Raw genomic sequence first — 26,985 nt, forward strand, 5'->3', positions numbered from 1 at the left:
ACTCCATGCCTTCGGGCAAGGAAAAGGGACTAGTTAATCGTTACGCTCCAAACATCCACATTTCCGCTGAAGAAGAAGCATGTGTCTCTCGGCCAGACGGGGCCGCGGTCCGGGCTGGCATAATAAGCGCCCAGCGAGCCCGAGTAGTACCAAACATGCCCGTTGTTGTTTCCCGGGCAAAGTTTATAGATCCCGGGCATGTAAAAACTCATCGTCCCCGCGTTTGCAAAACAATATTCCTTGTTATCGCCTGCCCGGACGATGCTATAGAAATCCACGTTGTTGCAGATTGGATTCGTGATCATGAGCGTCGGAGTGGAGGACGCTTCGCGCTCGATGCGCTTGACCTCATTCGCGGTTGTTTCCGGATAGTACTTTTGGATTTCTTTGAGGCTTGAGCCGCGCAGAACAAAGTCTTTGACACTGAAGGCGTTGCGGACCTCCTCAGCCGAGAGGAGCCGGCTGTTCTCGGGCGTGATCACCTGGCCGCCGTCGATCGTCTCTCTGGCGACTGATTCACCTCCGTAGACGATGGCCCCTGATGAAGAACTCACAATCGGTGCTTGGTCTGCTTTGTTCTTCGGTGACGCGTTCGCCGCGACCAGACCGGTACTCATGAGCACGGCGAGAAGAGCCCCAGTGAGCCTTAATGATTTGCGAATATTTCGCACTATTCCCCCATTAATATTATGTTTTGGATTTTGTGGCGCGCGAAAGTATGGATGCCGCGTAAGTCGTTACGACATCCATACTTGGCCGCGAGGCCGATACTTAAGGAGCGGGAGTGTATTCCGGGTAGTACTGCCGGATAGTTTCCGGACTCATCCCGTTTTTGGCCATTTCTTGGCTGCTAAATTGGGACCTAACGTCATCCGCCGTCAGGCGCTTGCTGTTCCACTCACCGATTGTCTTATAGCAGAAGTCACTAGGATCGTTGGCCTTGGCTTCGTCATAGCATTCTGGATGAGCTTCACGGTCCGACACAGAAGCAGACTTCGATGGCGCAGAAGGTTCAAGCGCACCGTAGGCAACGGCTGCGCCTGCCATCAGAAAGCCACCAGCAATCACCATGGACACGGATGCTTTGAGTTTCTTCATCTTGATTCCCCCAAATCTCTGACTTCCCTGAGTCAGTAAAGTAAAAAGTAACACATTTCGTTCTACGAACTCCCCCCGCGCATCTCATGCAGAGGGTAAACCATGGCCCAATGCTTAGGCTGCTGAAAGTGAATCTGGAACACGTCGCCATTGACTCCGGCTAGATGTCCACATAATTGATGCGGACGAGGAAGCGACCGCCGAGCTTGAATCGGTCATCATGGACGAACCTGACATGCTCCTGCACGTCGCCCAGCAGCTGCGTGACAAGCGCGACCGCGCCGCCGCGCTGGCTGCCTTCACCGCAGAGCTGGAAGCAGCGGGAACCATCGTTGTTCCCGAATGCGGGTACGGGGAGGACAGCGAAACCCTCCGCGTCACGTCCCTGAAAAGGGCAGATGGGGAACCGGCCACCGATGAGGACGGAAACGCCGTCTACATCGAGACGGACTATCGCGGCCAGCACTCCGCCGTCGCCGTCGTCACCGGTTGGAAAGACGCGGGCTTCACCCTCCGCTACTACAGCGGCTACGGCACGTCCTCGGCTCCGAAAGGCCCCATGACCGACGAGCAGAAGGCCGAGCGGAAGACCCTGATCGAGAACAACAAGCTGATGCAGTCAGTCCTGTTAACTGAACTTCATCGTAGAGTCTGGATCAGGGTTCTCCGGAGAGGTGGTACTCATGGACGACGTGCGGCTCAAACTGCTCGAGGGACGGACTGGCCTACTGGCAATAGGCGCCGTGGTCCCAAGAACGGACGGCCTCTTGCCCTACGTCGTCATCGACGACAAAGGGCAAGAGATCGAGGACTTCTCAGTGTTCCTCCGGGATCTCGTTCTGAGCGATATGAGCCCTTTGACCGTCCGCTCCTATGGCAATGACCTGCTCAGGTGGTGGCGCGTTCTTAGTCTGCTCGGCAGTGGATGGGAGCAGGCGACCCGCGCCGAAGTCGAGGTCCTCGTGGGATGGATGCGGTCCGCAGTGAACCCTCAGCGGCGGAGGACCGGTAGCCGGGGCAGGAATTCGCGCACCGGTAAGCGTCCCCTGGCCGGGGGCTATGCACCGGCAACTATCAATCACGCCCTCTCGGTAATCTCGTCTTTTTACTCCTACCACGCACGCTTCGGTCGTGGACCCCTGATAAACCCGGTCCCTGAAGCTGCCGGCCGGAGGCGCATGGTCCACCGAGGCCGGATCGCAACAGCGCCACGGGAAAATCGGGCTCCTCTGCGGCAAAAGAAGTCCGAATGGCTGCCCCGTTCCATCCCGGATGACCTTTTCGACGATTTGATGGAGGCTCTGCGGACCAACCGCGATCGTGCCCTGGTGAGTATGTATGTCTCCTCCGGAGCCCGCGCGAGTGAACTGCTCGGCGTCCACGGCGATCAGATCGACTGGGCCGGGCAACGTGTATGGGTCGTATCAAAAGGATCCCGTCTCCTGGAGCCGGTGCCTGTCTCACCGGAATCCCTGCAGTATCTGACCATGTACTTCCACGAGCACGGAAGTCCACGGCCCGATGAATTAATCTGGCGTGCACTCCATGGCAAACCGCGGCCGCTCACGTATCACGCTGCCCGCCGAATGCTGCAACGGGTGAACGCAGTGCTGGGCACGGACTGGTCACTACATGACTTCAGACACACGACCATCAATCGCATGGTCGCTGACCCTAATCTGACCTTGCCTGAAATCATGGCCGTCAGCCGGCACCGACAAGTCTCCTCGATGACTCCCTATCTACGGCCTCGGATCGATGAGGTCTTCCAAAAAGTACAAGAGCACATGGCATCCCCACGGCCCCAACCAACGCTGACCCCAGGCTACGATCCCGACGACTTCTCAGTGGTGTTCGGTGCCTAAGGCCCTTAAACGACCACAACAGCGGCCGGTAAACGCAGCTGTTCCCGGGAGAACCCGGAACCAGACCGTCATCATTGCTGCTCCGGCGGCGCGACCGGAAATTCCGCCATGGCCTCGCGGTGATCTGGACACCGCAAGTCCCGAGAGCATCATCGCCTTGACCGACACGATATGGCCACGCAGTCAGCCACGTGAATCACTGCGCCATCACGGGCTGAAATGGCTGCTGTCTTATCTCGTAAGACACTCCGGACGGACCTGGCAGGAGAAATGGATCTCGTCAGGATTCAACGATGGTCACCGCAAGATGCGCGAGTTGGCCACCGGAAATTTCCGTCTTGACGGTGAACTCGGACATTCGCTGATGCTCCTGTGCTGTCTACGTGTCATTCGCCCTTCGCTGGAAGCCTTCAAAATCAACTCGTTCGTCCGCTACCACGAGCATTTTGAGCAAGCACAAAACGATCCCGATCTCGCCCGCTTCCTTGCCCTCGTTGAACAACAGGACACATCCAACCACTTCAAACGCTGCGCTCGGATGGATGTGGCATCAGCACTTACGACGCAGGGAATCCGGTTCGCTGACCTGAGCGCGGAGGCGTTACTTCACTACGCCGTAGCCACGCGCGAAGGGGGATGGGGCGGCGGTTATGAGACGCACGTCGGTTACCTTGCCTGGCGGGTGATGTCCGAATCCGGGCACTTTCCTGCCCAGGTCCCGCCAACTCTCCGCGCGGCGATGCGATCCCCGGCTCAGACGCCGGCTGAGTTGGTCGACAAACATAACATCATCAACCCGGACATCCGCGACGTCTTCGTTGCTTACCTGACCCGGCGCAGCCACGACATAGACTTCGCCACCCTGCGCGACCTTGCAGCGGACATTTGCGGAAAGTTTTGGAACGGTCTCCAACAGATCAACCCTGGCCAGGCGACTTTCATCATCTCCCAAACGGACTACGAAAGCTGGCGCGCCGTGGTGGCCCTCCGCCGCGACGGAAAACCACGCCTTCAGCTCGAAGCCATCATGACGAACATCAGGGCCTTCTATCTCGACCTGCAGGGCTGGGCGGCCGAAGAACCCGAACACTGGGCCCGATGGGTAGCGCCTTGCCCGATCGCTGGCAGAGAGACCCGGACGGCGGGCAAAGCGGCCCGCCGGGCAAAAGAACGCATGGACTCCAGAATCCGCCTCCTCCAGCCAGTACTCCCGGCTTTCATCGCCGCTGCCACAGAACGGAAAGATCACTTCCAGGAACTTCTGAAAGTGGCCGCCGAAACCCGCAAAGACGAGGTCATCACCATCGGCGGGAAGAAGTATCAACGGCTATACACCGAAGGAGACGCCAGGCACCGCCGCTTCCACGGAGTATCCAACGTCCGCGTGCTTGACCTATCCACCAACCGCAAGATCAACGTGACATTCACCGAGGACGCCGTCTTTTGGCAGTGGGCAGCCGTGGAGACCTTGAGGCACACCGGCCTTCGGTGCGACGAATTGCTGGAACTGTCTCAGCTGAGCATCCGTCAATACATCCGACCGAACGGCGAAATTGTCGCACTCTTGGTCGTCGCTCCCTCAAAGAATGATCGGGAACGCGTCATCCCCATGACCCCTGACCTTTTCCACGTCATCGCCACGATCATTCGACGCCTGACCAGGAACAGGGAAGGCGTGCCACTGGCGACTCGATTCAATCCCTACGACAGAGTCACTAGCGAGCCGCTGCCGTTCCTCTTCCAGCGCACCATCGGACAACGCACCGAAGTGATCAACGCCGGATCGCTTCGTGATGAACTGGCCAAACTCAGCGAAGCCGTCGCCATCGATCATCCCGAGCTGGGTGGTTGCCGCTTCACACCGCACGACTTCCGCCGCCTACTGGCCACGGACCTGGTCAATAACGGTCTGCCTATCCATATCGGCGCCGCACTCCTGGGACACCTCGATATCCAAACAACCCACGGCTACGTCACCGTCTTCCGCGAAGACGTGGTCCGGCACTACCAAAAACACCTCGCCGAGCGGCGCGCCGCGCGTCCAGCCCGGGAATACAAATCTCCAACCGATACGGAATGGGCTGAATTCGAAGAACACTTCGACAAACGGAAAGTCGAGCTCGGGAACTGTGCACGCCCCTACGCCACCCCCTGCGAGCATGAACACGCCTGTATTCGCTGTCCCATGCTCCAAGTCGACCCCGGAATGCTCGGTCGGCTCGACGAGATCCATTCAGACCTGATGGCCCGACGTGAGCTCGCTCAGACGAAGGGGTGGTTGGGGGAGATAGAAGGCATCGAACTGACCGTTCAGTTCCTCAAACAGAAACGCGCCGACGCTCACAGTGCTGTCCAGCGCGGACAGGTAGACCTGGGTATCCCGGCTGTCCGTCGCTAACGGGTAATTAGTTGGCACGGCCGAACGCTGTCTGATCTTCCCAGGGCCGATTGGGAATCAATTTTCCCCTCCTGCCGGTTACACGCGTCTGGCCACGGGCTCCTTGCCCGCGGCAACCGGCAGACCCGGGACATGTGAAGAGCATGAAAAGGTCCCCGGTTCAACCGGGGACCTTTTCATGCTCAGAGTTCACGCAGCCACCCTGTCAGGGGCTGCGCGTGCTGCTTTGATTTCTGGTCTCCCATTCTTCTGACTCGAAAAACTCTTCTAGCTCCGCCCGCTGACCTTCGGATACTTCAGCGCCATCATCAGCCAAATCAAACAAAGGTAAATAACCTTTCTGCTTGGCTAAGTCGTTGGCAATGGCCAGAGATGCTTTGTCTTCCGCAGAAACTTCTTCATCTCGAAGAATGCGTTGGGCTGCGTGCTCACCTCCGGAGACCTGCAATATCACCATGAGATCGAAATTTCTTAGTTCATGACGCTTCCAGATGCTTTTCAGTTCAAGTGGTCCGTAGGTTGTTTCGCCTGCCCTGTATTCCTGACTGTTCATTCAGACCCTCACTTGTAGCACTCCGTTGTATGCCGTCCTACTTCGCTTCCGTCCTTCTTAAGGTACATCGTTGCGGTGTAACGACCCGATCCATGATTGGCCGCGTAGAACGTGGAAGTGGTCAGGAAGCCGCTGCTGCTCGCTTGCAGCGTCTGACGGGGCCAGTTGTCGTACTCGCCGGTGCCGTCTGGGAAGGTTACGGACCACCAAGTCTCATAATATGCGCCGCCCTGAAGGTCCCATGCCGCGCCGCTGTATGCAAAAGAACTTCCGGAGCACCCTACATAGACGTCAACCTCTGGCCACCACAGACCGGACGGACTGGCTTGGTCATTGTCCGGCTCTTCTTTATTGAGCGACGGCGAAGGCGATGGCAAGGTGGTGGAAGCATAGCTCGGTGCAGCGACCGAGAATAAGGCCAGCATAGTCGCAAGAACAAGTAGTGCTTTACGGACAAAATTCATTATTCCCCCAATTTTCATTCTCATGATCAAACCTCAACTCGTAAGGCCTCCCGGTTTATGGCAGCCCAACAGAGCAGTAGAAGTGATCATTCCCCCAACTTGAGACCCCGGGGATTAGCCGGTTGCGATGAGTCTAGGGCTGGCGCATAGGATTATTCAAGACCTTAGATAAAGGATTGGCGCTGTGGGGCTGTGTATAGAACAGCCAAGGGTATTGGGGTAGGCGCGCGGGCATCTCTTCTTCAAATAGGCATGCTTTTGCAAAAAGGCATCAAAGACAGTTGTGAGCATCTCTTCCGCCGGCGTATATATCGATCAGGTGAAGTAGCGCGTACTAACCCCGATTTTTCATAGTGGTGCGTGAGGGTCGCTGCGTTGAGTGGCTGGTTGATCGGTGATTGTTTTCTGTTTTCGGGCAGGCTGGTGTGGCCCGTTGGTTCGCCTCGGGCTTGGCGCCGGTTCCACTTCCGGTTGTGTGCTGGTCGTCGGGACACGATCAGCCGCGGTTCAGCCGGGAGCGGGCAGGAGTTGTTTGAGGCGGCCGGTGTTCTCCAGTAGTAGTTTCAGAAGGTCCCTTTCTGGCGCTGACTCGGGTAGCAGCAGCTGGTTCCGGCGGGCGCGGGTGATGATTTTCCCGGCGATGGAGAAGACCCGGTAGCGCCAGCGTTTGATGTCCCAGGCCTTGGCGTGATGGCCGTCCGGGAGGGCGGCGAGTTGGACCCAGGAGACCAGGTTGAAGGCGAGGGCGGCGAGGTTCGCCCAGGCCTGGTTGGCGGCGAAATCGAAGAACGGCAGTTTTCCCAGCCCGGTGTTTTTCAGGGTTTTAATCCGGTTCTCGCACCTGCCGCGGGCGCGGTGCCGGGCGTCGAGGAATGGTCCGTGCCAGCGCGGTGAATTGGTCAGCAGCGCGGTGATGCGGTGCCCGTCGGTATCGAGCAGGCTCGGCTGCGCGCCGGGGTGCAGCGGCTCGGCCCGGAGGAACAGTTTCGTGCCCGGCGGGTAATCGGTGAGCGGGATGACGTCGGTGGCGTTGATGACCCACGCGTCGGTGCGTTCGTGCCCGTGCTGGTCCACGGCCGGCTGCCAGTACTGCTTGTCGGTGATCCAGTCGATCATGTGGGCCTTGCCGAACGGGAGGGTGTAGCTGGTGGAGAACTGCACGCCGAGGCTGTGCAGGTGCCAGAGGAACTTCCTGGACGCGCCGGCGCTGTCGGTGCGGACCAGAACCTTCTCCCCGGCCAGTGCCCCGGTGTTGTCGAAGAACTTTTCGGGCAGTTGGGCGATGGCGGTGTCGAAGACCCGGATGTGGTCCTCGGCGCTGTTCGCTCCGGCGTTTCCCGGGCGCAGCACGCAGGCAAGGATTTCCCCGGAGCCGTTGCCTGTGCCGTAGTCACAGGAGGCGATAAAGGGGGCGAACCCGTAGCCGCCTTTGTAGGTGCCGGCGACGTTTTCCTTATCGGAGTGCGAGGTCACCAGGGTCGCGTCGATGTCGACGATAAGCGGATCCGCGGCTGTCGCGGAAAGGGCCGGGTCCCGGTTCCCGGCGGCGTCCCAAGCCCGGGTGCGCAATTCCCGGGTGAGGGTTTCAAAGCCGTAGCTGAACAGCTCCGGGTTGGTCACGGTGCGTTCGAAGAACCGGGACGGCGGTCGCGTTCGAGGGCACCTGACCGAAGAGCCCGGGTGATGACCTGAGGATGTCCAGGTCCGAGGCGTGTTCGCCGCCGGCGGCGAGCATCGCGGCCAGGGAACCGAGGATCTTGCCGCAGCGGTGCTTCGCGCCGGGAGGAACGAACTGGCCGAGGCGTTCCTCGCACAGCCTGCCAAATCCCAGCGCGTCCATGAAGCCGGTAAGGACCTTCACCCCGGAGTGGGAGATCAGCGACTGGCCGGTGAAAGAGACCGGGACGGACGGGAAAACACGGCTAAGATTAGACACCGGAAGGGTGCTCCTTCGCTCGGCAGAATAACGGTCTCGACAACCACTATTTTCCCAGCTCAGAGCACCCTTCCCCTGTTTAAACACGCGCCCAGGAACAGCGCCTCATGAAAAGCCGAGGCTAATCGTTGGGATCGGAGCGTACGCGGCGGTTGCAAAGTGCAGAGAAGCGACCACCGTCCGCCGCGAATGGGTCAAGGCCCTGCTGTCAAGGAAGCAGGCCCCCAAGGGCTGGCAGTACTTCACCCTCCACGCGATCACCCACCACCCCGAAACCGCCAGCGGCTACGAGGGCAAGGTGGCAGCTGACATGGTGGGCGCGAAGGTCGAGGAATCCAACCAGTGGGCGTGGAACCCGCTCAGGGACCACGTCGCCAAAACGACCGCCCGCCCGGAGTTCGGCCTGATTGCGCTGGTCTGCGCCGGCTATGAAAAGACCATCCAAAAGGACTCGTGGCGCTCACCGTCCCAAACCCACCGGGACTACCTGAACCAACTGGTTGTTTGGGGATATGTTGACCGGACTAAGGCAGGCGTCTCCTCCCTGGCGTAGGCAAACGGATCACGGGGACTAAGACACTGCAGCCCGGAGGTAATGAAATGTCAGTGCTCCGCGGCAGCATGATCCTTGTGAAGTAAGGATCTGTCAGACCCTGAGGTTGCTGGCCTCGGACGACTGAGCCAACGGAGGCTGCAGTATGGGTATTCAGAATCAGGGCATCGTGGGTGACCTCCCATCCGTTGGCAGGGTTAGAGCCTTGCCAGTATCTCCGTATTGGGAAATGTTGGACCGTGATGATGCGCGCGTGCCCAGTGTGGAGCGGTATTTGCAGGACTTCTGGGCGCGGGGGATGAGCTCGTCGAGTGTTGAGTCTTATGCGCGGGACCTTTTAAGGTGGTTCCGCTTTTTATGGGGTTCCGGCAAGGAATGGAACCGCGTGACCCGCGATGACATACGGGAATTCGTGACAATGCTTCGGGCATCGACGAAGAAGCCGGCGCGGCCACGGCGGCCGGTGCCGGCTATTAACGAAGTGTCGGGCAAGCCCTATTTGAGCGCCCAATACTCGCCACGAACTATCAATCACAACCTGTCAGTGCTCTTCGCGTTCTATGACTTCCACCGAAGAGCATTGACCGGGCCATTGCGGAATCCAGTGCCGGAGCGGGCGGGACATTACGGTCGTTTTGGGGCGCACCACAACCCAGAAGAGGAATACCGACAAGGACCTCGAGCTGACTACCGCCAAAAAGTTCCCGTCCAGGCGCCCCGCTCCATTCCTGATCAGGCCTTCGAGGACCTGTTCACCAGGCTCGGCACGGACAGGGACAGAGCCTTGGTCGCCTTCTACGTCTCTAGCGCCGCCAGACCCTCGGAGCTTGTCGGACTAACCAACGGCATGGTCGATGTGGGGCAACAATGCATCTCCGTCGTGCGCAAGGGTTCCGGGGCGGTCCAGCGGATCCCCGCGTCTAACGAGGCCTTCACGTGGTTTCGGCTTTACCAGGACTCGTTGCCCGAAGATCTCATCCAGGCAGGGTCCGCCGCCTGGTGGACTTTACGAAAGCCCTACCGGCCGCTGAACTACGAAGCCGCCAGAGGCATTCTTCGGCGTGTGAATACTGTTCTGGGTGCTAACTGGACCCTCCACGACTTCCGCCACACAGCCGCCATCCGCATGGCACGAGATCCGAACGTCTCCCTCACGGATATCCAGGCGGTTCTCGGACACGTCCACATCACCACAACCGAGAACTACTTGCGGCTCCGCGAGGACGAAGTCATCGAACGGGTGAATCAGCATTTCATCTCGCGAGCGGCAGCGAAGAGGAGTCCCGGGGCCCCTCCTGATCGTCCATCGCCGTACTCGGCTGCAGACATGACCGAACTTTTTGGAGGCAGCCAGTGGCAATAGTTCGCGATTACGTCCCCTCCTCGCCTGTTCCCATCGCACCTCCAACGCCGGAAGTCGACCCGCAAGACTGTATGCCACGCCTCTCCTCGATAGCCCAGGACGAGCTGATTGAACGCGCCAAAAGCCTCACCGGCGCCGATGCGGTTACTGTCCGGGGCGTCAGGGTCATTCTGAAAGCGTTGACTGAATTCGAGGGGCAAACATGGCAGCAACGGTGGCAAAACGCTGGCTGCCAAGACCCTGGCCGTGACTGGAAAGACCGGCTCGGCAGCCCCTGGAAAGGGATCTATCTTAACCGGGCAGCCTTCGAATCCGCGAACGGAATCGCAGACCTCATAGCGCTGGACGCGATCCGCCCCAGTTACACCTGGCTTCGAGAAGGATCACCAAGGCTTCACCGAATTCGCTTGAACAGGCACCCGGACTTCTTCACTCAGATGACCGAACATGGGCTAGGGCTGCAGGTGAGACCTTCAAACATCGAAAACGGCCTCACGGTCATGACGAAAGTACTGGCCCACACCGGCGCGCACTTGCAGGAGCTACGACCAGAACATCTGCTGGGATTCCGGGATTACCAGATCGGGCGGGGCAAGACACCGGACGGGCTCACCTATGCCTGGGCCGCGCTGAAAGATCTCGGGATCTTTGGCTCCACCACACCAGGACTATTGCAGGCAGTCGCCGGCCGACGGCCCTCCGTGTCCGAAATGGTCGACTCCTACGGCATCCGAAACCAACCGGTAAGGGACATGCTGGTGCGCTACCTCCAAATTCGAGAACCCTCGGTGGACTACTCCACCCTTCGCTGGATGGTCTACGAACTCGTCAAGAACTTCTGGCTCGATATTGAAGCTCACAACCCCCAAGCTAACAGCCTGCGTATCAGCTTCGAAGAAGGCCGAGCGTGGCTCAGCCGATTCACGCACGGATCCATCTCGACCAAGCACCGCACGCTGTTTATCGTCAGGGGCCTTTACCTGGACATCGCATCCTGGGCCACCGATGACGCCTACTGGGCCCAATGGGCCGCCCCTTCATTCCTGACGCGGGAAGATACCTCCGGGGCCACTAAACATAAGCGTCGGACCCAAGCCCGAATCCATCAAAGAATCCGGGACTTGAGCCCGATTCTGCCGAAGTTGCTGACCAGCGCCGCCCAGGAACTCAAGGATGCTCAAGCACTATTAGCCGCAGGAACAGCCGTTGATCAAGGAGAGGAGTTTGAACATCAAGGAATCACCTACCGCCGCATCGAGCTGAGGCGGCGAACGATTAATGCACCGCGAGGTTCAGGCCGCGTCTGGGTCATTGGCGGCCGCTATGAACGCCGCTTTGACCTGACTCAACTCGAGGACAACTGCTTCTGGAGTTGGGCTCTGATTAATACACTGAACGAGACAGGAGTAAGGATCGAGGAACTGGTCGAGATCACCACTCATGCGTTCTCCATTTACCGACTTCCCGAAACCGGGGAGGCGCTTCCACTTCTTCAGATCGTCCCCTCCAAGACCGACAGGGAACGGATACTCCTCATCTCTCCCGAACTCGCCCATGTCTTCGCACTCGTGAAGAGGCGGATTGCCACCGCTGACGGACGCGTTCCCCTGGCAGTCCGCTACGACGACGCAGAGCGTGTCTACAGCCCGCCCCTACCGCACCTGTTCCAGTTACACACCGGAAGCGAACGCCGAACGATGTCACCCGCCTGGGTCAGGATCGCCATCAAGGACGCGATTAGCAGGGCCGGCCTCAAAGACGAGAACGGGAACGACTACAAATTCACGCCACACGATTTTCGAAGGCTCTTCGCCACGTCGGCTTTATCTGCAGGGCTGCCCATCCACATCCTCGCCAAGCTCATGGGCCATCAAAACATCTCCACAACCCAGGGGTACGCAGCCATCCACGACGAGGAAACCCTCCGTAACTTCCGCAGTTTCCTCAACAGGCGCAGGTCCCTGCGGCCAGCCGACGATTATCTCGAACCGACGGAAGCAGAGATAAGCGAGTTCCACGAACACTTCAAAAAGAGAAAGGTCGAGCTGGGTAGCTGCGCACGAGCCTACGGGACCCCCTGCATCCATGAACACGCTTGCATCCGTTGCCCGGTGCTGCGCCCCGACCCATCACAACGCTCTCGCCTGGAAGACATAATCGAAGCCCTCGAGAGCAGGAAGATCGAAGCCGAGCAGCGCGGATGGCTCGGCGAACTCGAAGGGATAGAGATCAGTGTGAATGCGGCCCGTGAGAAGCTGGGCCAGATGGTGAGGCAGGTGTCGCTTGGAATGCCTCGCGTTTCACGCGCGTAGAGGCAAGTAATTGCAATTTCAGCTCGGATGTATCTCTAAAATCAGTTGGCACTTCTGGGGTGCGGGTTTAGTTTAGGAGCACCATTTCGCGCTGCGCTGGGGGGCTACGCGAGAACAGTATGAAAGCATGTTTGCGGATCCAGTAAGCCCAGCCGTTATCTAACGAAAGGGCGGGCCGCTGCCTTCGGCGCGGTCCTGACTGTTTGGGAATCTGCTTTAGGGGAAATCATGCTAAATCGCACCAGATTAATAACCAAATCTTTGCTAAGTGTCGGCCTCGCTTTAGTTCTTTCACTCCAAATAACCGTACCTTCCATTGCTGCGGGCGAGTCAGACAGTCCAGGCAACGGGAAGTCTTCCGCTGGGGAACGCGTGCGGCCAGGTCTTCAGCCCTGCGTCGACATGGCCCTTCAGATGAAGCTTCAGCAGTGGGTCTGCAATGCCGAGGGCCTCACCATCAACAAGGATGCCGCGGGGCAGCACTCGGAGAAGTTTATAGCGATGAAGTCAACCGACTACTATGCAAACCGGCCCGCGTCCGGCAGCGTCTCCCTTCTGGCGGCAGACGATTACGATAGTTGGTGCGAGTTTGGCACTATCTGCCATCGAAATATCAGCAGTTATATATCCGAGACTAAAGGTAATGCGGCCTATGGCAATGAGTATGGAGTTATAGGCAACTACGACGCAATCCTCAGGACGAATTTGAACGGTCGTTCGGCCCAATGGAGGGCGGTCGGCATTTGGGACAACGGGCCGCAGCTATATTTCTCATCCACCCAAGTGCAATGCATCGAAAACACGGCATTTCCTATCGTATGTGGAAATCATGGATTGCCTAACGTAACGCTAACGACGTATTCACCGACTTGGCGCTATGACTACAGCACCGTATACGGAAATTACTTGAGCAACAGCAACTACTACCACGGAGCCTTCCAAACTTTGTTCACGCCAACCGGTTACCCTACGTACAGGGCCGCCAATCTTGCGACGCTTTCCTTTAACTGCCCAGGGACGCAGAACTGCTACTTCTAATAGATGCGAGTCTGGGGTTATACGTCAAAGGAAGTTGATGTATAACCCCAGAGATCTAACAACAGGAGGAGTCCATGTGGGAGAGCGGATCTAACAACAGGAGGAGTCCATGTGGGAGAGCGTCGCGATAGCTGAGCCATCTGACCGTTGGGCCGAGTTGGACGAGACGGGTTGGGACGCCCTGATCGCTTGGGCCGCCGGACCACAAAATCTGCGTCGGTATCCGAACTCGGACGCGAGTCGCACTGTTTCAACGACGCGGGCCCGAGGTGACGCCACTGATCACTTCGATGAGCCGTTTACCGAAACCGACCGCCAAATCGTGGATGACTCCGTAGATGCATATTTAGCTGATGCTGGGATCCCCGCGAGGCCTAGAGGCTATCGTTGGTTTCTCCGCGTGCCGGATGCCTACGAGTCTGCCCACACCTTTCACCGCGAGGTCCACGCCGCTATCAACTCGGTTGAACCACCCAGTCATCCGCATCCTAGAAATTGGCGCCCCCTAATCGAGGAAGTCATAGCTGCGCTGTACTCCCTTCCAGAGGGGACGGACGCAGACCAACGACGAAAGGGCGATGACCGTTGACTGCGCTAGTCCGGAGAAGCTACACCGCATCGGAGACTGAGCAGATCATCATCGACAGCGGCAAACCGGTCGAGGACGAAACAGCGGCATAAAGACCCCTTGCCGGGCGGAACGCCGCCCGGCAAGGCCCCAGCCAATCACCACAGGCAGGGACGGAACCTTTCAGAAGTAGGGTGGTCCGCCGTCCAGGGAGAACCACAGCATCCATTCACCAGCGGCGGACCGCCGTAATCGCACCATCCAGAATCCAAGACAAGAGTCGCGCTACAGCAAAGACGCTGGCAAAAACGGCCAACATTTCAGCTAGACTGACCGTAGATTTCTTGCAGAGAAACCAGAAAGGAGCCGGCCGACGCCGGTTCCTTTTTGGGTTAAAGCGCAGACTGTCTTCCCGAGCCCAGCGGGTGCTGCGCTTACAGAACGCCCCACCTTTCCCATGGACCAGGACCTCCGCGACCCGCGCCACCTTCCCAAGGGGCATGGGATTCTTCAGGCAGGGACCACATCTGTTCATCGGGGAAGCCAATTGCCCGCAGCCCATCCAACCCCGCCTAAGGGGTCCGGGATGCAGGCACAAGGGCTGCCGCGGGCGGGAACCTGCGGAAATGACCGCAGTCGCCGGCGGTGCCAACAACCGTCAGTCCCCGCTGGTACCAGGGGATCCTTTGCAGCCCCGAAGCACCCAAAAACGGCAGAAACGAATGCAAAAAATCCCTAGAACAAGCGGCCAAATGGCTTTTCATTCAGTTGAATGATTGGTAGAATTGAAGCAGCAAGTCAGCCCGACGAACGAAACTCTTTTGATACGAAACCAGGTGCTGAAAATGACTGCAACACCGGCCGCTTACACGGTCTACACCAAGCCCGACTGCAGCAACTGTGAGAAGACGAAGGACTACTTCGACTCCAAGGGCATCACCTACACGGCCGTTGACATCACCGAAGTGCCGGCAGCGCTGGAATACATCACCGCCGAACTCGGCTACTCCCAGGCGCCCGTCGTCGTGAACAACACCGATGACCAGGACCACTGGTCCGGCCTGCGCCGCGACAAACTCGTCACCGCCGCCATGAAACACCACCACGCCCGGGAAGGGGCCACCGCATGAGCATCAGCACCGACACCATCACCGCGATCTTCGACCGCCACGACGTCCAGCACGAGTACCGACAGGACCCCGAACTCCTCGGCGCCGCCTACGCGCTGGCCTTTCTGGAGGAACCCGACGGGGGAGCGGAACAACGCTTCTACGACGCCCGGACCACACTGCCCGGCGACACCCCCGACGAGCTGTCCTACGAGATGCCCAACCGGGCGATGCTCACCGAAATCTACGACGACCGCATCCTCCGCCGCAGCCACATCCTTGAAATGGAAGACCTCATGGCAGAGGCCGATCCAACCCGCTCTTAACCCTCACCCGGCACCCCCACCCGCCGGGGGTGCCGGGACCCGTACCCGCCATACGAAACCAGCAGAAAAGGGATACGAAACCATGTCAGGCGAAACCACCACCACCGTGATCGGCAACCTCACCAGCGACCCCGAACTGCGCCAGGCAGGCGGGGCCGCGGTCGCGAACTTCACCATCGCTTCCACCCCCAGAACGTTCGATGCCGAAAGCAAGGAATGGAAGGACGGCGACACGCTGTTCCTCCGCTCCACCGTCTGGCGGGAAGCAGCCGAACACGTCGCCGCGTCCCTGACCAAAGGCAGCCGGGTCGTCGCCACGGGGCGGCTCAAGCCCCGCACCTACGAAACAAAAACGGGCGAAAAGCGCACCACCATCGAATTCGACATCGACGAAATCGGAATCTCCCTCCGCTATTCAGCTGCCACGGCTACAGGAAGCAAGCTGCCACCCACGGCCCAGGAACCCCGACTCCAGGATAAAGAACAGACGCGCGATGACCAGCCGGCACACCAGGAGACACCGCGCATCGGGTGGCGGGACCGGCTCAAAGCCCAGCAGGAAGCCGCTGCCGCCGAAGCCGCAGACTAACGCCGACGACGACTCCCGCTTCGGCAAAAACGCGGGCGTCCGCCAGTCACCACCGCGGGCCCAAAACGATCTTGCGCTCCGCGTAGTAGGCGTAGTAGTTTTACTACTACTCCTACTACTTTTTAAGGATGTCGCCGTGCCTTCGAGTGCTAAAGACCGGGTTTTTGCCGCCGCCGAGCAGATCAGCGCTGAGCGCCGCCCTACCGTGTCCACGGTCCGCGCGGCCGCCGGGGTCAGTAACGCCGACGCCACCCGCTATTTGAAGGAGTGGACCGAGGAGAAGCAGGCCGCCGGTGGCCAGGTCGCGGCGACCCCACCGGCCATCCTCGAGCAGGCCGCACGCCTGGCCGGGGCGGTCTGGGCTGAAGCGTCCTCCGCAGCGCAGGAGCGGCACGCCGCTGCCGAACAGCAATGGGCTCGTGAGAAAAAAGAGCTGACCGAAGAGGTCGCCGAGCTCGTCGCTGACCTCGACACCGTCACCACGGAGAAAGAGTCCGCCGTCGCGGCACTCACGGGCCGGGTCGAGGACCTGGAACGCCGGCTGGCCGCCACCGCCGAGCAGCTCGAGCAGGCCCGGGCAGCCGGGCAGGAAGCAACGGCCGCGGCCGCGACGGCAGCGACCCGGACCGCGGCCGCTGAAGCCCGGGCAGCCGCACTTCAGGAAGCCCACGACGCCCTGCTGCAACGCATCACCCCCGAGCAATCCACAGAGCAGTCGGGGGAGCAGTCGCCGCGCGCAGGGGAGCCACGTGCCTAAGCCCAAAAAGGTCCCGGCTTTCACCCCGTACTTCACCGAGGACCAGGCCGATCAGGTCAGGGCCGCGTTCCAGGAAACCGGCGAAGCGGAAGGCGACGCGAGCGTCTCGGACTTCATCGTCTATGCAACGATGCGTGAGGTGAAGCGCCGCCAGCGCAAGTACAACGGTGGTAAGCCGTGGCCTCCGGTGAAGGCCGGCGGGCTGCGCCGCGGCCAGCGAACGATGGACGAACTGCAGCACCGGCGCGAGGACGCCTAACCGATAGCCACGCCTATCCATTAACGCGACCGGTGACGCCGCGCATGAAGCCAGGGACTGCCCGCGGATGCTGACGCTGGATCAGGTAGAGCAGGTCCTGAATCCGGGCAAGCGTCTCGTCTACGCGCTGGTGCGCGCCGGCGGGCTGCGGACCGCCCAGTAACGGCGGCCGGGGATGTCTGGCGGGTCCGCGAAGACGACCTGATTGCGTACATTGACGCCGCGTACGCGAGGGCGGCCGAGCGGATCGCCGCGGGCCTGGTCAGCAAAGGCGATGCCTCGCTGAAGACTACCGCCGGAACCGGGAATACGCGGCCACCTTCCGTCACCTTTTCCGGGTGACTGGATCCGGTATTTTCGAGGCCGCCTCGAGATGGCCTTGGAGTACTTCCGGGTGAGCTTTGTGCCCCCCGCTTGGATCATAATGATCTGCTGGCAGCGGGTGTTGCTTGGGTGCCGTCCGGCTGCTTGTGATTGTCTCTGCCCTGTCCCGGCTCCGGGGAGTCCTCTTGTGCCACTGGAAGCCGTTCAGACTGTGGTTCCTGCGCTCCGGCTCCCTGCCCGCCGCGGCCCGGGATACGGGCCCGCGCTGCCGAAGGAAATCGGTTTTGTGGGGTCCCCTTTGCGAAGCGGCCGGTCCGTGCACGTGCCGGGGCGGTGCATAGCGTTTCTTGTCCCGCTCGTGCCACACGTACAAGGGAGGACCGACATTACGTCGGTCCTCCCTTGTGTGCAGCTACTGGGTGGCGTTTTTGCCGGCGTTGCGTGTGTGCGACGCGGTGTCGGTTGCCCTGGTTACTGTTCGCTGAGGGAGGTAAGCGCCTCTTGGCCGGTTTCCTGGTCCGGGCCGGTGGAGCGCTTTGCCGCGCGACGGCGTTTTACCGCCGAGGGTTCGAGGCCCAGTTTTTTGAGTTCGTCTGCGCTCCATCCGTCCCGCGTGGCTTGGACGTAGGCGCGCTTGTCGTCGCGTTCGGCGGCGACCAGCTGGTCCCGCAGGTCGTTGATCCGCTGGCGGCTCTTGACGAGGGCAGTGACGGATTCGATGCGGGAGTCCAGCAGCGCGCGGGCCTGGTTGCGTGTCTGTTCGATGTCGAGGGTAGCCATGGGATCCAGCCTAACGATCACGCCCGCAGGGACGGGACGTTGACGCGACTGTCGGGGCGCGCGATTCCGGCGATCCTGCGCGTGCGCCGGCCAGCAGGCCCGCGTTGCCGGGGTCGTTGAACCAGTCCCGCAGATAGTCATCGCAGTAGCTGATGGTCCGTGTCGTGAACTGGAAATAGTCCGGGCCGATACCTTGCCGTCGCCACCGACGCAGCTGCGTCGGGGAGACTCCGTATTGCCTGGCCACTGTGGGAGGTGAGATGAGAGCCAAAACTGTACCTTTCGCTAACCCTATGCCGCGTTCCTTTCGGCACGCTTGCCGAAACTTGGCCGGTGAGGGAATTGGCCAGTCGGAGTGGCCGGACCGTGGAATACCGGAGCGCAGCGAGGATATGCCGCGAAAGCCGGCCGCGCAGACTTGCCAAGGAAGGACCGGGCAGTAGCCTCACCCAGCCGAAACGGAACGACGCAGTCGTTGCTGAGCAGATCAGACGCGCAGCGTCGTCCAGGGCAGTACCCGGCCACACCCGGACGCTCTAGATTCCTGTGCTGGCAGTTTGCCGGAGCAAGCTATGTGGTTATGTGCCATAACCAGCGTGTCGATCCACGGCCCGCGGTCGTTGATCGGCGACACTGGGTGGTGTCGGCCCGGAGATTCCGGGGCGCTGCGCTGGGCATGGGGAGGGGGTCGGGATGACTGAAGAGCCGAGGCCGTCCCGCCGGTTCGCCCGTCGCCGCCGTGCCAACATTGATGGTGAGACCCAGTACGTTCGGGTGTCGATGTCGGAGTTTGAACGCGCGAAGTTGAAGGTCCTGGAGGAACGGACCGGGCGGAGCCCGTCGGAGATTTTGGTCAGCGCCGCCCTGTACGCGGAGAACTCTGAATCGCTGGCTGAACGGCGGGCGATGGCAGTGGAGTTCATTGCCGCGCGTCGTTACCTTGCTGCCCTGTCGAACAACGTCAACCAGCTGGCCCGGCACGCAAATGCCACGGACGAGTTCCCGGAAGCTGCCAGGACCGTGCTGACCCGTGTGAGGGCGGTCGCTGACCGGATCAATACGATGCTGGATGCGATGGTGCGCTGATGATTCCGAACATCACCAAGGGCACCCGCATGCATGGGTTGATTGCTTACCTTGCCGGCCCGGGAAGGGCGAACGAGCACAGCGACCCGCACCTGGTCGCGGGCTCCCCGTCGATCATGGCCTGGCACAACGATGATGAACTCAACGCCGACGCGGCCGGAGCGATTGCCAAGGAGCTTGACCGCGCCCGGAGCGTTCTGGGAGTGGAGATTCCCGGCGGCCATGTCTGGCATTGCTCCCTGTCGCTGCGTGCCGAAGAAGGCGATCTCACCGACGATAAGTGGGCGGCTATCGCCCAGGACTTCATGGATGAGATGGGTTTCACCGAGGCCAGCGGCCGCGCTCCGGCACAATGGGTCGCGATCCGTCACGGACACAGCAAAGCCGGGAACGACCACATCCATATTGCCGCGTCCATGGTCCGCGAGGACGGCACTAAATGGAGCAGCTGGCGCGACTTCCCCCGCGCGCAACACGCGGCCCGGGAGCTGGAGAAAAAGTACGGCCTGGAAGAACTCTCACCGACCCATTCCACCCGAGGGCTGCGCCCAGGGGAACGCGAAGCATCCGCACGCCGCGGCGCGCCCGAACCGGAACGCCGGTCCCTGGAACGGAAGGTCCGCGCCTGCGCGACCGCAGCCGCCGATGAAGCCGAATTCATCCGCCGGATTCGTCGCACCGGGGCGCTGGTGCGGCCACGGTACTCGTCCGGACGCGATGACGTCGTCGTCGGCTACAGCGTCGCCGAACGAGCCCCCAAGGGTGGCCGACCGGTCTGGTTCGGCGGCGGCCACCTCGCCAAAGACCTGGCCCTGCCCAAGCTCCGTGCCGAGTGGAACGACACCCCGCAAGCGGCGACCGAAGCCGTTGCCGAATGGCAGGCAGCAGCCCGCGGCCGGCGCCCGGTCACCATCGGCCGTGAAGCCCATGAACCGGACCCGCAGATGTGGGAGCACTACAGCGATGAAGTCGCGCGGCTGCGCGAGACCCTGCGGTCCGTTCCGCTGGATGACCACGCCACCTGGGCGCAGGTGGCCCGCGAAACCTCCGGCGCGTTCGCTGCCTGGTCGACGGCCACGGAACCAACCCCTGGACCCCTGGCAGCCGCAGCAGATGAACTCTCCAAGACAGCGCAGCTGCGCCGCTACCCGGCCCGGCCGATCCGCAGTGCCGGCCCGTCGGCCCGGGGCGCCTCGCTGATGCTCATGGCCGCGACCATGGGCGGGGCGGGAACAGCGGCCCAGGCCATCATGCTGCGCCAGCTGCTCAACGTCGCCAAAGCCGTCCACGACATGCATAAAGCATCCAACGACCTGCGCAGGGCACGCCAAATCAGTCACATGGTGAAGCACCACCTGAGCCAGGTCGCCGCAGCGCTGCCGAGTGCTCCTTCACCCGCCCCCGCGACGTCACCGGTCGTTGATAGCGAAGCAGCGGAGGCTGTTCGCACGAGCACCACCGGCCAGACCCAGGCACGCTTCGCCGGATCAGTACTGCCACCACAGTACGAGCAGGCACGCACCCACGCGACTACCCGTGGCGGGACCACCCGCCCGGACATTGAAAGATAAACACCAGGAGGGGGAACCATGAGTGAATCTGACGGCATCGAGGAAGCCATCGAGTCAATGTCCCGCGTCGGACTGACCGTCGCCGGACGGCTCGGTGAGCAGCTGGCCAGGACACGCGAACAGGAGCTGCGCCGCGCCCAAGCGGCCGAAGAACAACAGGCCCGGGAACTGCAGGCCCGCTTCGACGCGGAGCGGGCCGCGGCGCGCGCCCAACTCGCCCCGGTCATGGACAACCGCTGGTGGGATACCGCCAGCGGCCGCGACATCGAACGCGTGCACGAAACCGCAACAGCGTGGAAGGACCACGACCCGGCAGCCCGCGACGCGGCCGAGGTCATCCGCGACCAGGTGCAGCGCCGCTACGGCCTGGACCTGGAGCACCTGGGGGCCGACGAAGCATCCGTCACCGATGCCCTGGCAAGGGCCGAACAAAACCGCGAACAGGCCGAACAGGAACGCACCGCCGGCCGGGACGGGACCGCCCAAGCCATGGCCCTCCTGGCCGAAGCCGACAGGGAAGACAGGGACCGCGCACACGGCGTCGCGGAAGAGAATCGCCATCCCGAGACGCTGCGGGAAGAGGCCGCCTCCGAATACGACTCAGCCGAACGGCGTCAAGAGCTTGCAGCAAGCCTGGACGGTGTCGCCGACCGCGAAGCCGTACAGGCCCGTCTTAGCGCAGACCAGGACCAAGCCACCCCACCCACGGCCGCCGTCGCCAAGGCACCCGGACGGAACCCGAAAGCCCGCAAGGCACGCGGAACCACCGGACAGACGAAACTCCTTCAAAAGGGAATGAGCCGCTAAAGAAGCGCTCGGGCGATTACGGTTCGCCCCGGTCAGGGAGGCGCAGCCCCAAGACCAGGGCGACTCCTTGGCCGGCAAGCAGAGGCCAAAAGGACCTCCGCTACCAGGAGGCGGGGGAGTCAGGTCCGGGTCTGTCGGTTATTAATCTGGCGCCGCCGGCCGCGCAGACTCGCGTCAACCGGGGAACCTGTCCTCAGTCATAGCTGTCGTGGCCGCCATGACTTCTTTGGCCCGCATGTCTTTGATGGCCTCGATGGGGGAGACCTCATCCAGCCAGGGGTTAGCGCCGACAAACCACAGCCTGGTGACGTGTTCGCCTTCCACGCTTGAGACAGCCGTCCATGCGCGGTGGGCCAGCTGCAACCGGGCCTGCGCCTCGGGCCGCGGCTCAGGCCCATCCATGCGAGCCCAGCGGTAGCTGATTTTGGAGTCCTTGCCGCCGGCCAAGGCTGCGACCAACGTGGCGCCCAAACCGCTGTTCAGTTGCCGGACGATCTCCCGGATACCCAGCCGGGTCGTGCCGCTGTGGGCCGTCCCGACGTCTATGGAAATGCTCACGCCGTCCTTCCTTCGATACTCCCCGCATACCTTTTATCTGCTCATTACAAACTAAAAGACCGCATAAAAACACCTAGTAAGTGCTGTCGCTTGGGAAGCCGACTGGCGTACGGAGCCGTACGCATCAGTGGGTGTAGACCGGCTCCCCTCTCGGTCCGCGACTTCTTCTCCGGTGCCAGCTTGCCGTGGTTGTAGTTGATGGATTGGCCATGCAGCCACACCCAGAGGACGTACCTTTACCCGCCCCACCGGTACATTCCACCCACTCCGAGGACGGTGCAGAGCGCCGCGCATGCTGCACCGTTTGAGTCTCCGTCACCGCCACTGGTTCTGCTCTTCAACGTAGCCGGCGAACGCACGCCAACACAGACAGAGCCGAGACTTGCAGGGACGATACCTTGCAGGGTGGATCTCCGCGGGGGACGCAGGGACGGAAGGGTGTGTGGATGCTGGTCGGTAGGATCGAACGCATGTCTGACGCCCGTGACCTCGCCCTCCCATCCGGATATGCCGCCCTCCTCAACGAGCTCAAGACCCAGGTCAGGGCTGCCCGCGCCAAGGCGCTGCGCGCCGTCAATACCCAGGCCATCGCTTTGAACTGGGTTATCGGCAAAACCATTCTCGAACGCCAGGAGACCGAGGGGTGGGGGAGCGGGGTCATCGGGCGGCTGGCCGACGACCTTCGTGCCGAGTTTCCCGAGATGACGGGCCTGTCGCGGTCGAATCTGCAGTACATGCGCAGCTTCGCCGAGGCGTGGCCGGGCTTCGATCCAAATGTCCCACAGCCTGTGGGACATTTGCCGTGGGGTCACATCCGCATCATCCTGGACAAGCGCCTCGCCCCGGAAGCACGGGACTGGTATGCCGGTGCTGCCGTTCAGTACGGGTGGACGCGGGACGTGCTCATGAACATGATCATGAACAAGACCCGGGAACGCACGGGGACGGCGCCGTCTAACTTCGGGCAGCACTTGGTGTCCCCGGATTCCGAGCTCGCCCAGCAGGTGGCCAAGGACCCCTACAATTTCGAATTCCTCGGCCTGTCCGGCGAGGTTGCCGAACGCGACCTCGAAAACGCCCTCACGAGCAGGATCACGGAAACTCTCCGCGAACTCGGCCCCGGCTTCGCCTTCGTCGGACGGCAGGTCCACTTCGACGTCGACGGCGATGATTTCTACGTCGACCTCCTCTTCTTCCATATCGAGCAGTCTCGGTTTAACTGCACTAAGGGTTTACGTCGGCGGGAGCAGTTCGCTTTAGCTGCCTGACTTAGTATCCGGTGTATAGCTCGGCGCCACTGCTGACCCGATCGCTGATTTGGGTTGCCTGCACTTGTTTCTCCCGGATGTGGCGCAATGATTCCTCGAGCGCGGCGACTTCGCCGAGCCATGTCTTTTGCTTGGCCTCTTCAAGTCGCCTGACTGCGTTCGTCTCTAGCTCGTGAAGCCTAGGCAGCTGGGCGGGGTCGACTTGGAGCATGGGACAGCGCACACACGCATGCTCATGAATGCAGGGCGTGCCGTAGGGGCGGTGGCATGTTCCGAGGGCAACCCTCCGGAGGGTGAAGTGGTTCTCGAATTCCGCCCATTCTTCCGAGGTGGGATCCCGGTACTCCTGTGTGGGGCGGAAGACTCGCCGGTTGTCGATGAAGCCGCGGTAGTTTCTGATGACCTGTTCGGGGTAGACGGCGATGTAGCCCTGGGTCGTGTTGAGGTTCAGGTGGCCGAGCAAGTGCTGGGCAATGTGGACAGGCAGACCGCTGTTGACGGTCTCCGTTGCGAAGATGCGGCGCAGGTCGTGAGGGGTGAAGGTTAGGGGTGTTCCGTCGATGTCCTTGCAATCCGCTTTGGCGGCCAACGCGCCGAGGAGGCTTCGCGCACCGGCTGTTGAAAGTACACGGGGAACTCCGCCAAGCCTGAGCTGGAAGAGGTGAGGAAGCTTGGCTCCCCAAGTGCGTTCCAGGGGGTCGAAGCGGCTTACGAGGGGAAGGGTGTCATCCGGTCCCTTTACCCTGCGAATAATCGTGGCCAAGACTGAGGCCAGTTCCGGAGATGCCGGGATGAGACGTTCCCTGTCGGTTTTCGAGGGAGCGACGTGCAGCAGGACTGTCGCTTCTCCAGCAGTCGGATCGTAACGCCGGATGGAGGTATGGGTCAGTTCCACTAGTTCCTCAACACGCAGTCCTGTCAGGCGGAGGACCTCGAGAATAGCCCAGCTCCAGAACGCCGTTTCTTCCGCGCGGTGCAACCGTATGACAGCACCCGTCTCCAGGTTCTCAATCGATGGCCACCCGTTGTCCCGGTAGTGGCCGCGGACAACGCGGCGGTAAGTCGTCCCGTGAACGGTCAGGAATTCACCTTCCGCTGCCTGAGATGCTGCTTGGAGAAGTGCGGCCGTTTCAGCGCGCTCCTTCGCCGCTGCTGAAACGAGGGCATTGAGCCAGGGTGCGAGGGTTCGGGTGCGCTGATGCATGCGCGACTGCCGTTGGTGCTTTTGCTTGGCCAGGTTGCTGGTTTCGGCCGCGCTAACCGGCGACGGACAGGCCCACAGCGCCCATCGCTCTGGCTCGGTGATTGCCCACTGGGCAAGGTCGGTGTAGAACGCCCGCACCGCGGTCAGGTGCGCAAAGTAGTCTCGGCGTTCCCGCCCTCCAGACAGGTACCGAAGGCGTTGCTTCCAAGCTGTCGCGGTGTCGTGCGGGAGCCTGATGGTGTTCTGCCCGGGGTTATAGCGTTCAATGTCGGCCCAGAAGTTCCGGACCAGCATGCGGGTCAGCCCGGCCAAGGACGAGTAATCGAGAGCGGCAGCTCTCTCCGTAAGGTAGTCGATGAGCAACGTGCGGATCCTCGAATTGCTTACCCCGTACGTGTCGACGAGCTGTGGGACCGTGCGCTGTCCCCCCAGCTGCAGTGCACGGTAGTCGTCTGGCTCTCCTGATAGAGCCCCGCAAGCCTGGAGGGCTTGCCAGACCACTCCGACCGACCGGGTTCTCCTCAAGGCTTTCCATTCAGCTTCGGCACAAAGGAACTGTGATGCCGTGACGCTCAGCAACGGGACACCTGTACGGATCCTCAGAAGGGTCATCGCGTTCAGGGCCAACATTTTGGAGGTTTTCGACAGGTGAAAAGTGCTGAGCTTCTCATCCAACAGGGCAAACGTTTCGGAGTCGACGACGTTTCTGTAGGTGATGAACATGTGCGGCGGGGTGGCGGTCCGCAGCCAAAGCATGGAAGGCCGGACGACGCCAAGAACGACGAGAGCGATCACAGCACTGCCCTGCAGCGACTTCCTGTACGGAATGAGGTCCTGTTGCCCCCAGGATGTGCCAGCCTGGTCGCAACCTGCCGCAATCCAACGCTGCTGCCAGTTATCCCCGGGGAAAGTGCTAAGCCATTCCAAAAGGTAGGCCAAACCTTTTGCCCGTTCCACCTGTCTTTTCTTGGTGCCTGGGAGCAGCTCGGTGGAGCGGGCAGTAATTTCGTTCAGGCTCCACCGGGCGCCCTCAGGGGCGGAGAGCGACTCCCAAGAGGTCGAGGTTTCAGGGACAGTCACGGTGGTCGTCATGGCAAGGTGCCGAAGAGCTCGGCCATGTCTGATGGGTCGTATCCCCAGGCGGGTGTTGGTGTTGCCTTCGGAGGCGCATCGTGGTGCTGCAGGACGCGTTGGACCATGTCCTGGGTGTTGGTATGGATGTATTTGGACGTCGTGGTGAGGTGCTTGTGCCTTAGAACGGCCTGCACGTCGGTAAGAGGGATGGACGGGTCATTGGCCAGCCGGGAAGCGCAGGTATGACGGAAATCGTGCAGCGTAAGGCCGGTTCCCAAGGCCTTGTTTACTCGCACCAGCATTGCCCGCAAAGCAGAGTATTGCAGTGGGCGGTAAGGCCGGCGAAGGGTACGCCACAGGGCATCCTCAGGCGAGTTCAAGGGCATCTCGCCAAGGTAAAGCCTCAGCCAGGTCAATGAGCCCGGGGACGTGGGCACCCATTGGTACGCGCGAGTCCCTTTGGATACGACCGCGATTGACTGATTGCCCCAGTCGACGTCCCGGGCCTTCATTCCGAGCAGTTCGCTTGCCCGAGCACCTGTGGCCAGGTACATGGCCACCAACGCTTTGTCCCGGGTAGAGGTCAGGGCCGTGAAGACCCGGTCTACGAGGTCGTGGGAGAGCGCCCTGGGTGTTCCTGTGACGACGCGCTGCCGGTAAGGCCCCCGCTTCTGCGGCTGGTAAGGGGCCAGCGGGTTGTGATGTTCGTATCGGCGCATTCCCATGGCCGCGCTAGGTACCGGATTCGCAACCGGCCCCTGCCCTAGCCGGGCGTGATGCTCGTAGAACACAAAAAGTACCGAGAGCATGTGGTTGATCGAGGTGGGACTGTACGCGCGTCTGCCTTGCTGCTGTGGCTGCCTCATCCAGAGGACCAGGTCGCGCACGTCCTCGCGTGTCGCGGTGTCCCAGCGGATCCCGACGGCGGCCAGGAACCTCCACCAGCGAAGTAGGTCGAATGCGTAGGAACGAAGGGTCTGCGCGCTGCAGTCATTAGTAGCCAGCGTGAGCAGGAAGTCGTCGATCTCCTTGGCATCCGCGGTCAGGCCGGTGACGCGCCACGGTAAGGGGCCATCCGCCGTCCTGGTCACGCGGCCGGTCCTCGGCAAGTCCGCCCCCGGTAGA

Annotated in this window: 22 protein-coding genes and 2 pseudogenes; 14 read left to right on the forward strand and 10 right to left on the reverse strand. The window is 61.2% G+C overall.

The window, feature by feature from the left end; genetic code table 11:
• Positions 1-29: 29 nt before the first annotated feature.
• From LDO14_RS21000 to LDO14_RS21675, 3 genes are all read right to left on the reverse strand, one after another.
• Positions 30-617: a beta/gamma crystallin domain-containing protein gene (locus LDO14_RS21000; protein WP_223995561.1), complete on the reverse strand. Its 588-nt coding sequence runs from the start codon at positions 615-617 to the stop codon at positions 30-32.
• Positions 618-771: 154 nt separating this feature from the next.
• On the reverse strand, positions 772-1,098 hold the full coding sequence (locus LDO14_RS21005) for a hypothetical protein (RefSeq protein WP_223995536.1): 327 nt from the start codon (positions 1,096-1,098) through the stop codon (positions 772-774).
• A 160-nt stretch (positions 1,099-1,258) separates the two neighbouring features.
• Entirely contained in the window at positions 1,259-1,564 is a 306-nt protein-coding gene (locus tag LDO14_RS21675) for a hypothetical protein (protein WP_346656256.1), read from the reverse strand.
• Between the two features lie 217 nt (positions 1,565-1,781).
• Between LDO14_RS21675 and LDO14_RS21015 the strand changes: the two genes are divergently transcribed.
• Positions 1,782-2,963, forward strand: a complete 1,182-nt coding sequence (locus tag LDO14_RS21015; protein WP_223995538.1) for a tyrosine-type recombinase/integrase — start codon at positions 1,782-1,784, stop codon at positions 2,961-2,963.
• Positions 2,964-3,120: 157 nt separating this feature from the next.
• Positions 3,121-5,361 (forward strand): site-specific integrase, encoded by a 2,241-nt coding sequence (locus tag LDO14_RS21020; protein WP_223995540.1) that lies wholly within the window; start codon positions 3,121-3,123, stop codon positions 5,359-5,361.
• Positions 5,362-5,566: 205 nt separating this feature from the next.
• On the opposite strand, the gene LDO14_RS21025 is transcribed toward LDO14_RS21020, so the two are convergent.
• From LDO14_RS21025 to LDO14_RS21035, 3 genes and pseudogenes are all read right to left on the reverse strand, one after another.
• Positions 5,567-5,914, reverse strand: a complete 348-nt coding sequence (locus LDO14_RS21025; protein WP_223995543.1) for a hypothetical protein — start codon at positions 5,912-5,914, stop codon at positions 5,567-5,569.
• Between the two features lie 8 nt (positions 5,915-5,922).
• Positions 5,923-6,402, reverse strand: a complete 480-nt coding sequence (locus LDO14_RS21030) for a hypothetical protein (RefSeq protein ID WP_223995545.1) — start codon at positions 6,400-6,402, stop codon at positions 5,923-5,925.
• Positions 6,403-6,885: 483 nt separating this feature from the next.
• Positions 6,886-8,314: pseudogene (locus LDO14_RS21035) on the reverse strand (IS1380 family transposase).
• A gap of 169 nt (positions 8,315-8,483) precedes the next feature.
• Here LDO14_RS21035 and LDO14_RS21040 point away from each other — a divergent pair.
• The 8 genes and pseudogenes from LDO14_RS21040 to LDO14_RS21080 all read left to right on the forward strand — a co-directional run.
• Positions 8,484-8,867, forward strand: a pseudogene (locus LDO14_RS21040) (chromosome partitioning protein ParB); the annotation flags it as partial.
• Between the two features lie 229 nt (positions 8,868-9,096).
• Positions 9,097-10,230, forward strand: coding sequence for a site-specific integrase (locus LDO14_RS21045; RefSeq protein WP_168225750.1), 1,134 nt, complete (start codon positions 9,097-9,099; stop codon positions 10,228-10,230).
• Between the two features lie 71 nt (positions 10,231-10,301).
• Positions 10,302-12,542, forward strand: coding sequence for a site-specific integrase (locus LDO14_RS21050; RefSeq protein WP_141160616.1), 2,241 nt, complete (start codon positions 10,302-10,304; stop codon positions 12,540-12,542).
• A 2,451-nt stretch (positions 12,543-14,993) separates the two neighbouring features.
• On the forward strand, positions 14,994-15,278 hold the full coding sequence (locus LDO14_RS21060; protein WP_223917551.1) for a glutaredoxin family protein: 285 nt from the start codon (positions 14,994-14,996) through the stop codon (positions 15,276-15,278).
• On the forward strand, positions 15,275-15,583 hold the full coding sequence (locus tag LDO14_RS21065; protein ID WP_223917550.1) for a hypothetical protein: 309 nt from the start codon (positions 15,275-15,277) through the stop codon (positions 15,581-15,583). Before LDO14_RS21060 ends, LDO14_RS21065 begins: the two co-directional genes overlap by 4 nt.
• An 82-nt stretch (positions 15,584-15,665) precedes the next feature.
• Positions 15,666-16,172, forward strand: coding sequence for a single-stranded DNA-binding protein (gene ssb, locus LDO14_RS21070; RefSeq protein ID WP_223917549.1), 507 nt, complete (start codon positions 15,666-15,668; stop codon positions 16,170-16,172).
• 136 nt (positions 16,173-16,308) lie between these two features.
• Complete coding sequence (locus tag LDO14_RS21075; protein ID WP_223917548.1) at positions 16,309-16,929, forward strand: DNA-binding protein; 621 nt, start codon at positions 16,309-16,311, stop codon at positions 16,927-16,929.
• Positions 16,922-17,188, forward strand: coding sequence for a hypothetical protein (locus LDO14_RS21080; protein ID WP_223917546.1), 267 nt, complete (start codon positions 16,922-16,924; stop codon positions 17,186-17,188). The genes LDO14_RS21075 and LDO14_RS21080 overlap by 8 nt, the downstream gene beginning before the upstream one ends.
• 795 nt (positions 17,189-17,983) lie before the next feature.
• On the opposite strand, the gene LDO14_RS21085 is transcribed toward LDO14_RS21080, so the two are convergent.
• Positions 17,984-18,292 (reverse strand): hypothetical protein, encoded by a 309-nt coding sequence (locus tag LDO14_RS21085; protein ID WP_223917544.1) that lies wholly within the window; start codon positions 18,290-18,292, stop codon positions 17,984-17,986.
• A 693-nt stretch (positions 18,293-18,985) separates the two neighbouring features.
• Between LDO14_RS21085 and mobC the strand changes: the two genes are divergently transcribed.
• Genes mobC through LDO14_RS21100 form a run of 3 tightly spaced genes read left to right on the forward strand, consistent with a single transcriptional unit; the run spans position 18,986 to position 21,756 of the window.
• On the forward strand, positions 18,986-19,378 hold the full coding sequence (gene mobC, locus LDO14_RS21090; RefSeq protein WP_223917542.1) for a plasmid mobilization relaxosome protein MobC: 393 nt from the start codon (positions 18,986-18,988) through the stop codon (positions 19,376-19,378).
• Entirely contained in the window at positions 19,378-20,949 is a 1,572-nt protein-coding gene (locus LDO14_RS21095; protein WP_223995549.1) for a relaxase/mobilization nuclease domain-containing protein, read from the forward strand. Before mobC ends, LDO14_RS21095 begins: the two co-directional genes overlap by 1 nt.
• Positions 20,950-20,967: 18 nt before the next feature.
• Positions 20,968-21,756 carry a hypothetical protein gene (locus LDO14_RS21100; protein WP_223917539.1) on the forward strand — a complete coding sequence of 263 codons (789 nt, stop codon included), beginning with the start codon at positions 20,968-20,970 and terminating at the stop codon, positions 21,754-21,756.
• Positions 21,757-21,930: 174 nt separating this feature from the next.
• On the opposite strand, the gene LDO14_RS21105 is transcribed toward LDO14_RS21100, so the two are convergent.
• Positions 21,931-22,314, reverse strand: a complete 384-nt coding sequence (locus LDO14_RS21105) for a hypothetical protein (RefSeq protein WP_223917538.1) — start codon at positions 22,312-22,314, stop codon at positions 21,931-21,933.
• 470 nt (positions 22,315-22,784) lie between these two features.
• Between LDO14_RS21105 and LDO14_RS21110 the strand changes: the two genes are divergently transcribed.
• Positions 22,785-23,582, forward strand: a complete 798-nt coding sequence (locus tag LDO14_RS21110; RefSeq protein WP_346656257.1) for a PDDEXK nuclease domain-containing protein — start codon at positions 22,785-22,787, stop codon at positions 23,580-23,582.
• 1 nt (position 23,583) lies between these two features.
• On the opposite strand, the gene LDO14_RS21115 is transcribed toward LDO14_RS21110, so the two are convergent.
• Together LDO14_RS21115 and LDO14_RS21120 are read right to left on the reverse strand one after the other, a co-directional pair.
• Complete coding sequence (locus LDO14_RS21115; protein WP_223995551.1) at positions 23,584-25,878, reverse strand: tyrosine-type recombinase/integrase; 2,295 nt, start codon at positions 25,876-25,878, stop codon at positions 23,584-23,586.
• Entirely contained in the window at positions 25,875-26,951 is a 1,077-nt protein-coding gene (locus LDO14_RS21120) for a site-specific integrase (RefSeq protein ID WP_223995552.1), read from the reverse strand. The genes LDO14_RS21115 and LDO14_RS21120 overlap by 4 nt, the downstream gene beginning before the upstream one ends.
• Positions 26,952-26,985: the final 34 nt, after the last annotated feature.

It is taken from the genome of Arthrobacter sp. NicSoilB11 (assembly GCF_019977375.1).
In the GTDB taxonomy this organism is placed as follows: Bacteria; Actinomycetota; Actinomycetes; order Actinomycetales; family Micrococcaceae; genus Arthrobacter.

Bases quoted from the DNA above. Each gene is read 5' to 3' on its own strand.
- ssb (WP_223917549.1), top strand. From the start codon at position 15,666: ATGTCAGGCGAAACCACCACCACCGTGATCGGCAACCTCACCAGCGAC.
- LDO14_RS21050 (WP_141160616.1), top strand. From the start codon at position 10,302: ATGCCACGCCTCTCCTCGATAGCCCAGGACGAGCTGATTGAACGCGCC.
- LDO14_RS21015 (WP_223995538.1), top strand. From the start codon at position 1,782: ATGGACGACGTGCGGCTCAAACTGCTCGAGGGACGGACTGGCCTACTG.
- LDO14_RS21000 (WP_223995561.1), bottom strand. From the start codon at position 617: ATGAGTACCGGTCTGGTCGCGGCGAACGCGTCACCGAAGAACAAAGCA.
- LDO14_RS21110 (WP_346656257.1), top strand. From the start codon at position 22,785: ATGTCTGACGCCCGTGACCTCGCCCTCCCATCCGGATATGCCGCCCTC.
- LDO14_RS21115 (WP_223995551.1), bottom strand. From the start codon at position 25,878: ATGACGACCACCGTGACTGTCCCTGAAACCTCGACCTCTTGGGAGTCG.
- LDO14_RS21095 (WP_223995549.1), top strand. From the start codon at position 19,378: ATGATTCCGAACATCACCAAGGGCACCCGCATGCATGGGTTGATTGCT.
- LDO14_RS21025 (WP_223995543.1), bottom strand. From the start codon at position 5,914: ATGAACAGTCAGGAATACAGGGCAGGCGAAACAACCTACGGACCACTT.
- LDO14_RS21005 (WP_223995536.1), bottom strand. From the start codon at position 1,098: ATGAAGAAACTCAAAGCATCCGTGTCCATGGTGATTGCTGGTGGCTTT.
- LDO14_RS21045 (WP_168225750.1), top strand. From the start codon at position 9,097: ATGTTGGACCGTGATGATGCGCGCGTGCCCAGTGTGGAGCGGTATTTG.
- LDO14_RS21085 (WP_223917544.1), bottom strand. From the start codon at position 18,292: ATGGCTACCCTCGACATCGAACAGACACGCAACCAGGCCCGCGCGCTG.
- LDO14_RS21030 (WP_223995545.1), bottom strand. From the start codon at position 6,402: ATGAGAATGAAAATTGGGGGAATAATGAATTTTGTCCGTAAAGCACTA.
- LDO14_RS21060 (WP_223917551.1), top strand. From the start codon at position 14,994: ATGACTGCAACACCGGCCGCTTACACGGTCTACACCAAGCCCGACTGC.
- LDO14_RS21065 (WP_223917550.1), top strand. From the start codon at position 15,275: ATGAGCATCAGCACCGACACCATCACCGCGATCTTCGACCGCCACGAC.
- LDO14_RS21100 (WP_223917539.1), top strand. From the start codon at position 20,968: ATGAGTGAATCTGACGGCATCGAGGAAGCCATCGAGTCAATGTCCCGC.
- mobC (WP_223917542.1), top strand. From the start codon at position 18,986: ATGACTGAAGAGCCGAGGCCGTCCCGCCGGTTCGCCCGTCGCCGCCGT.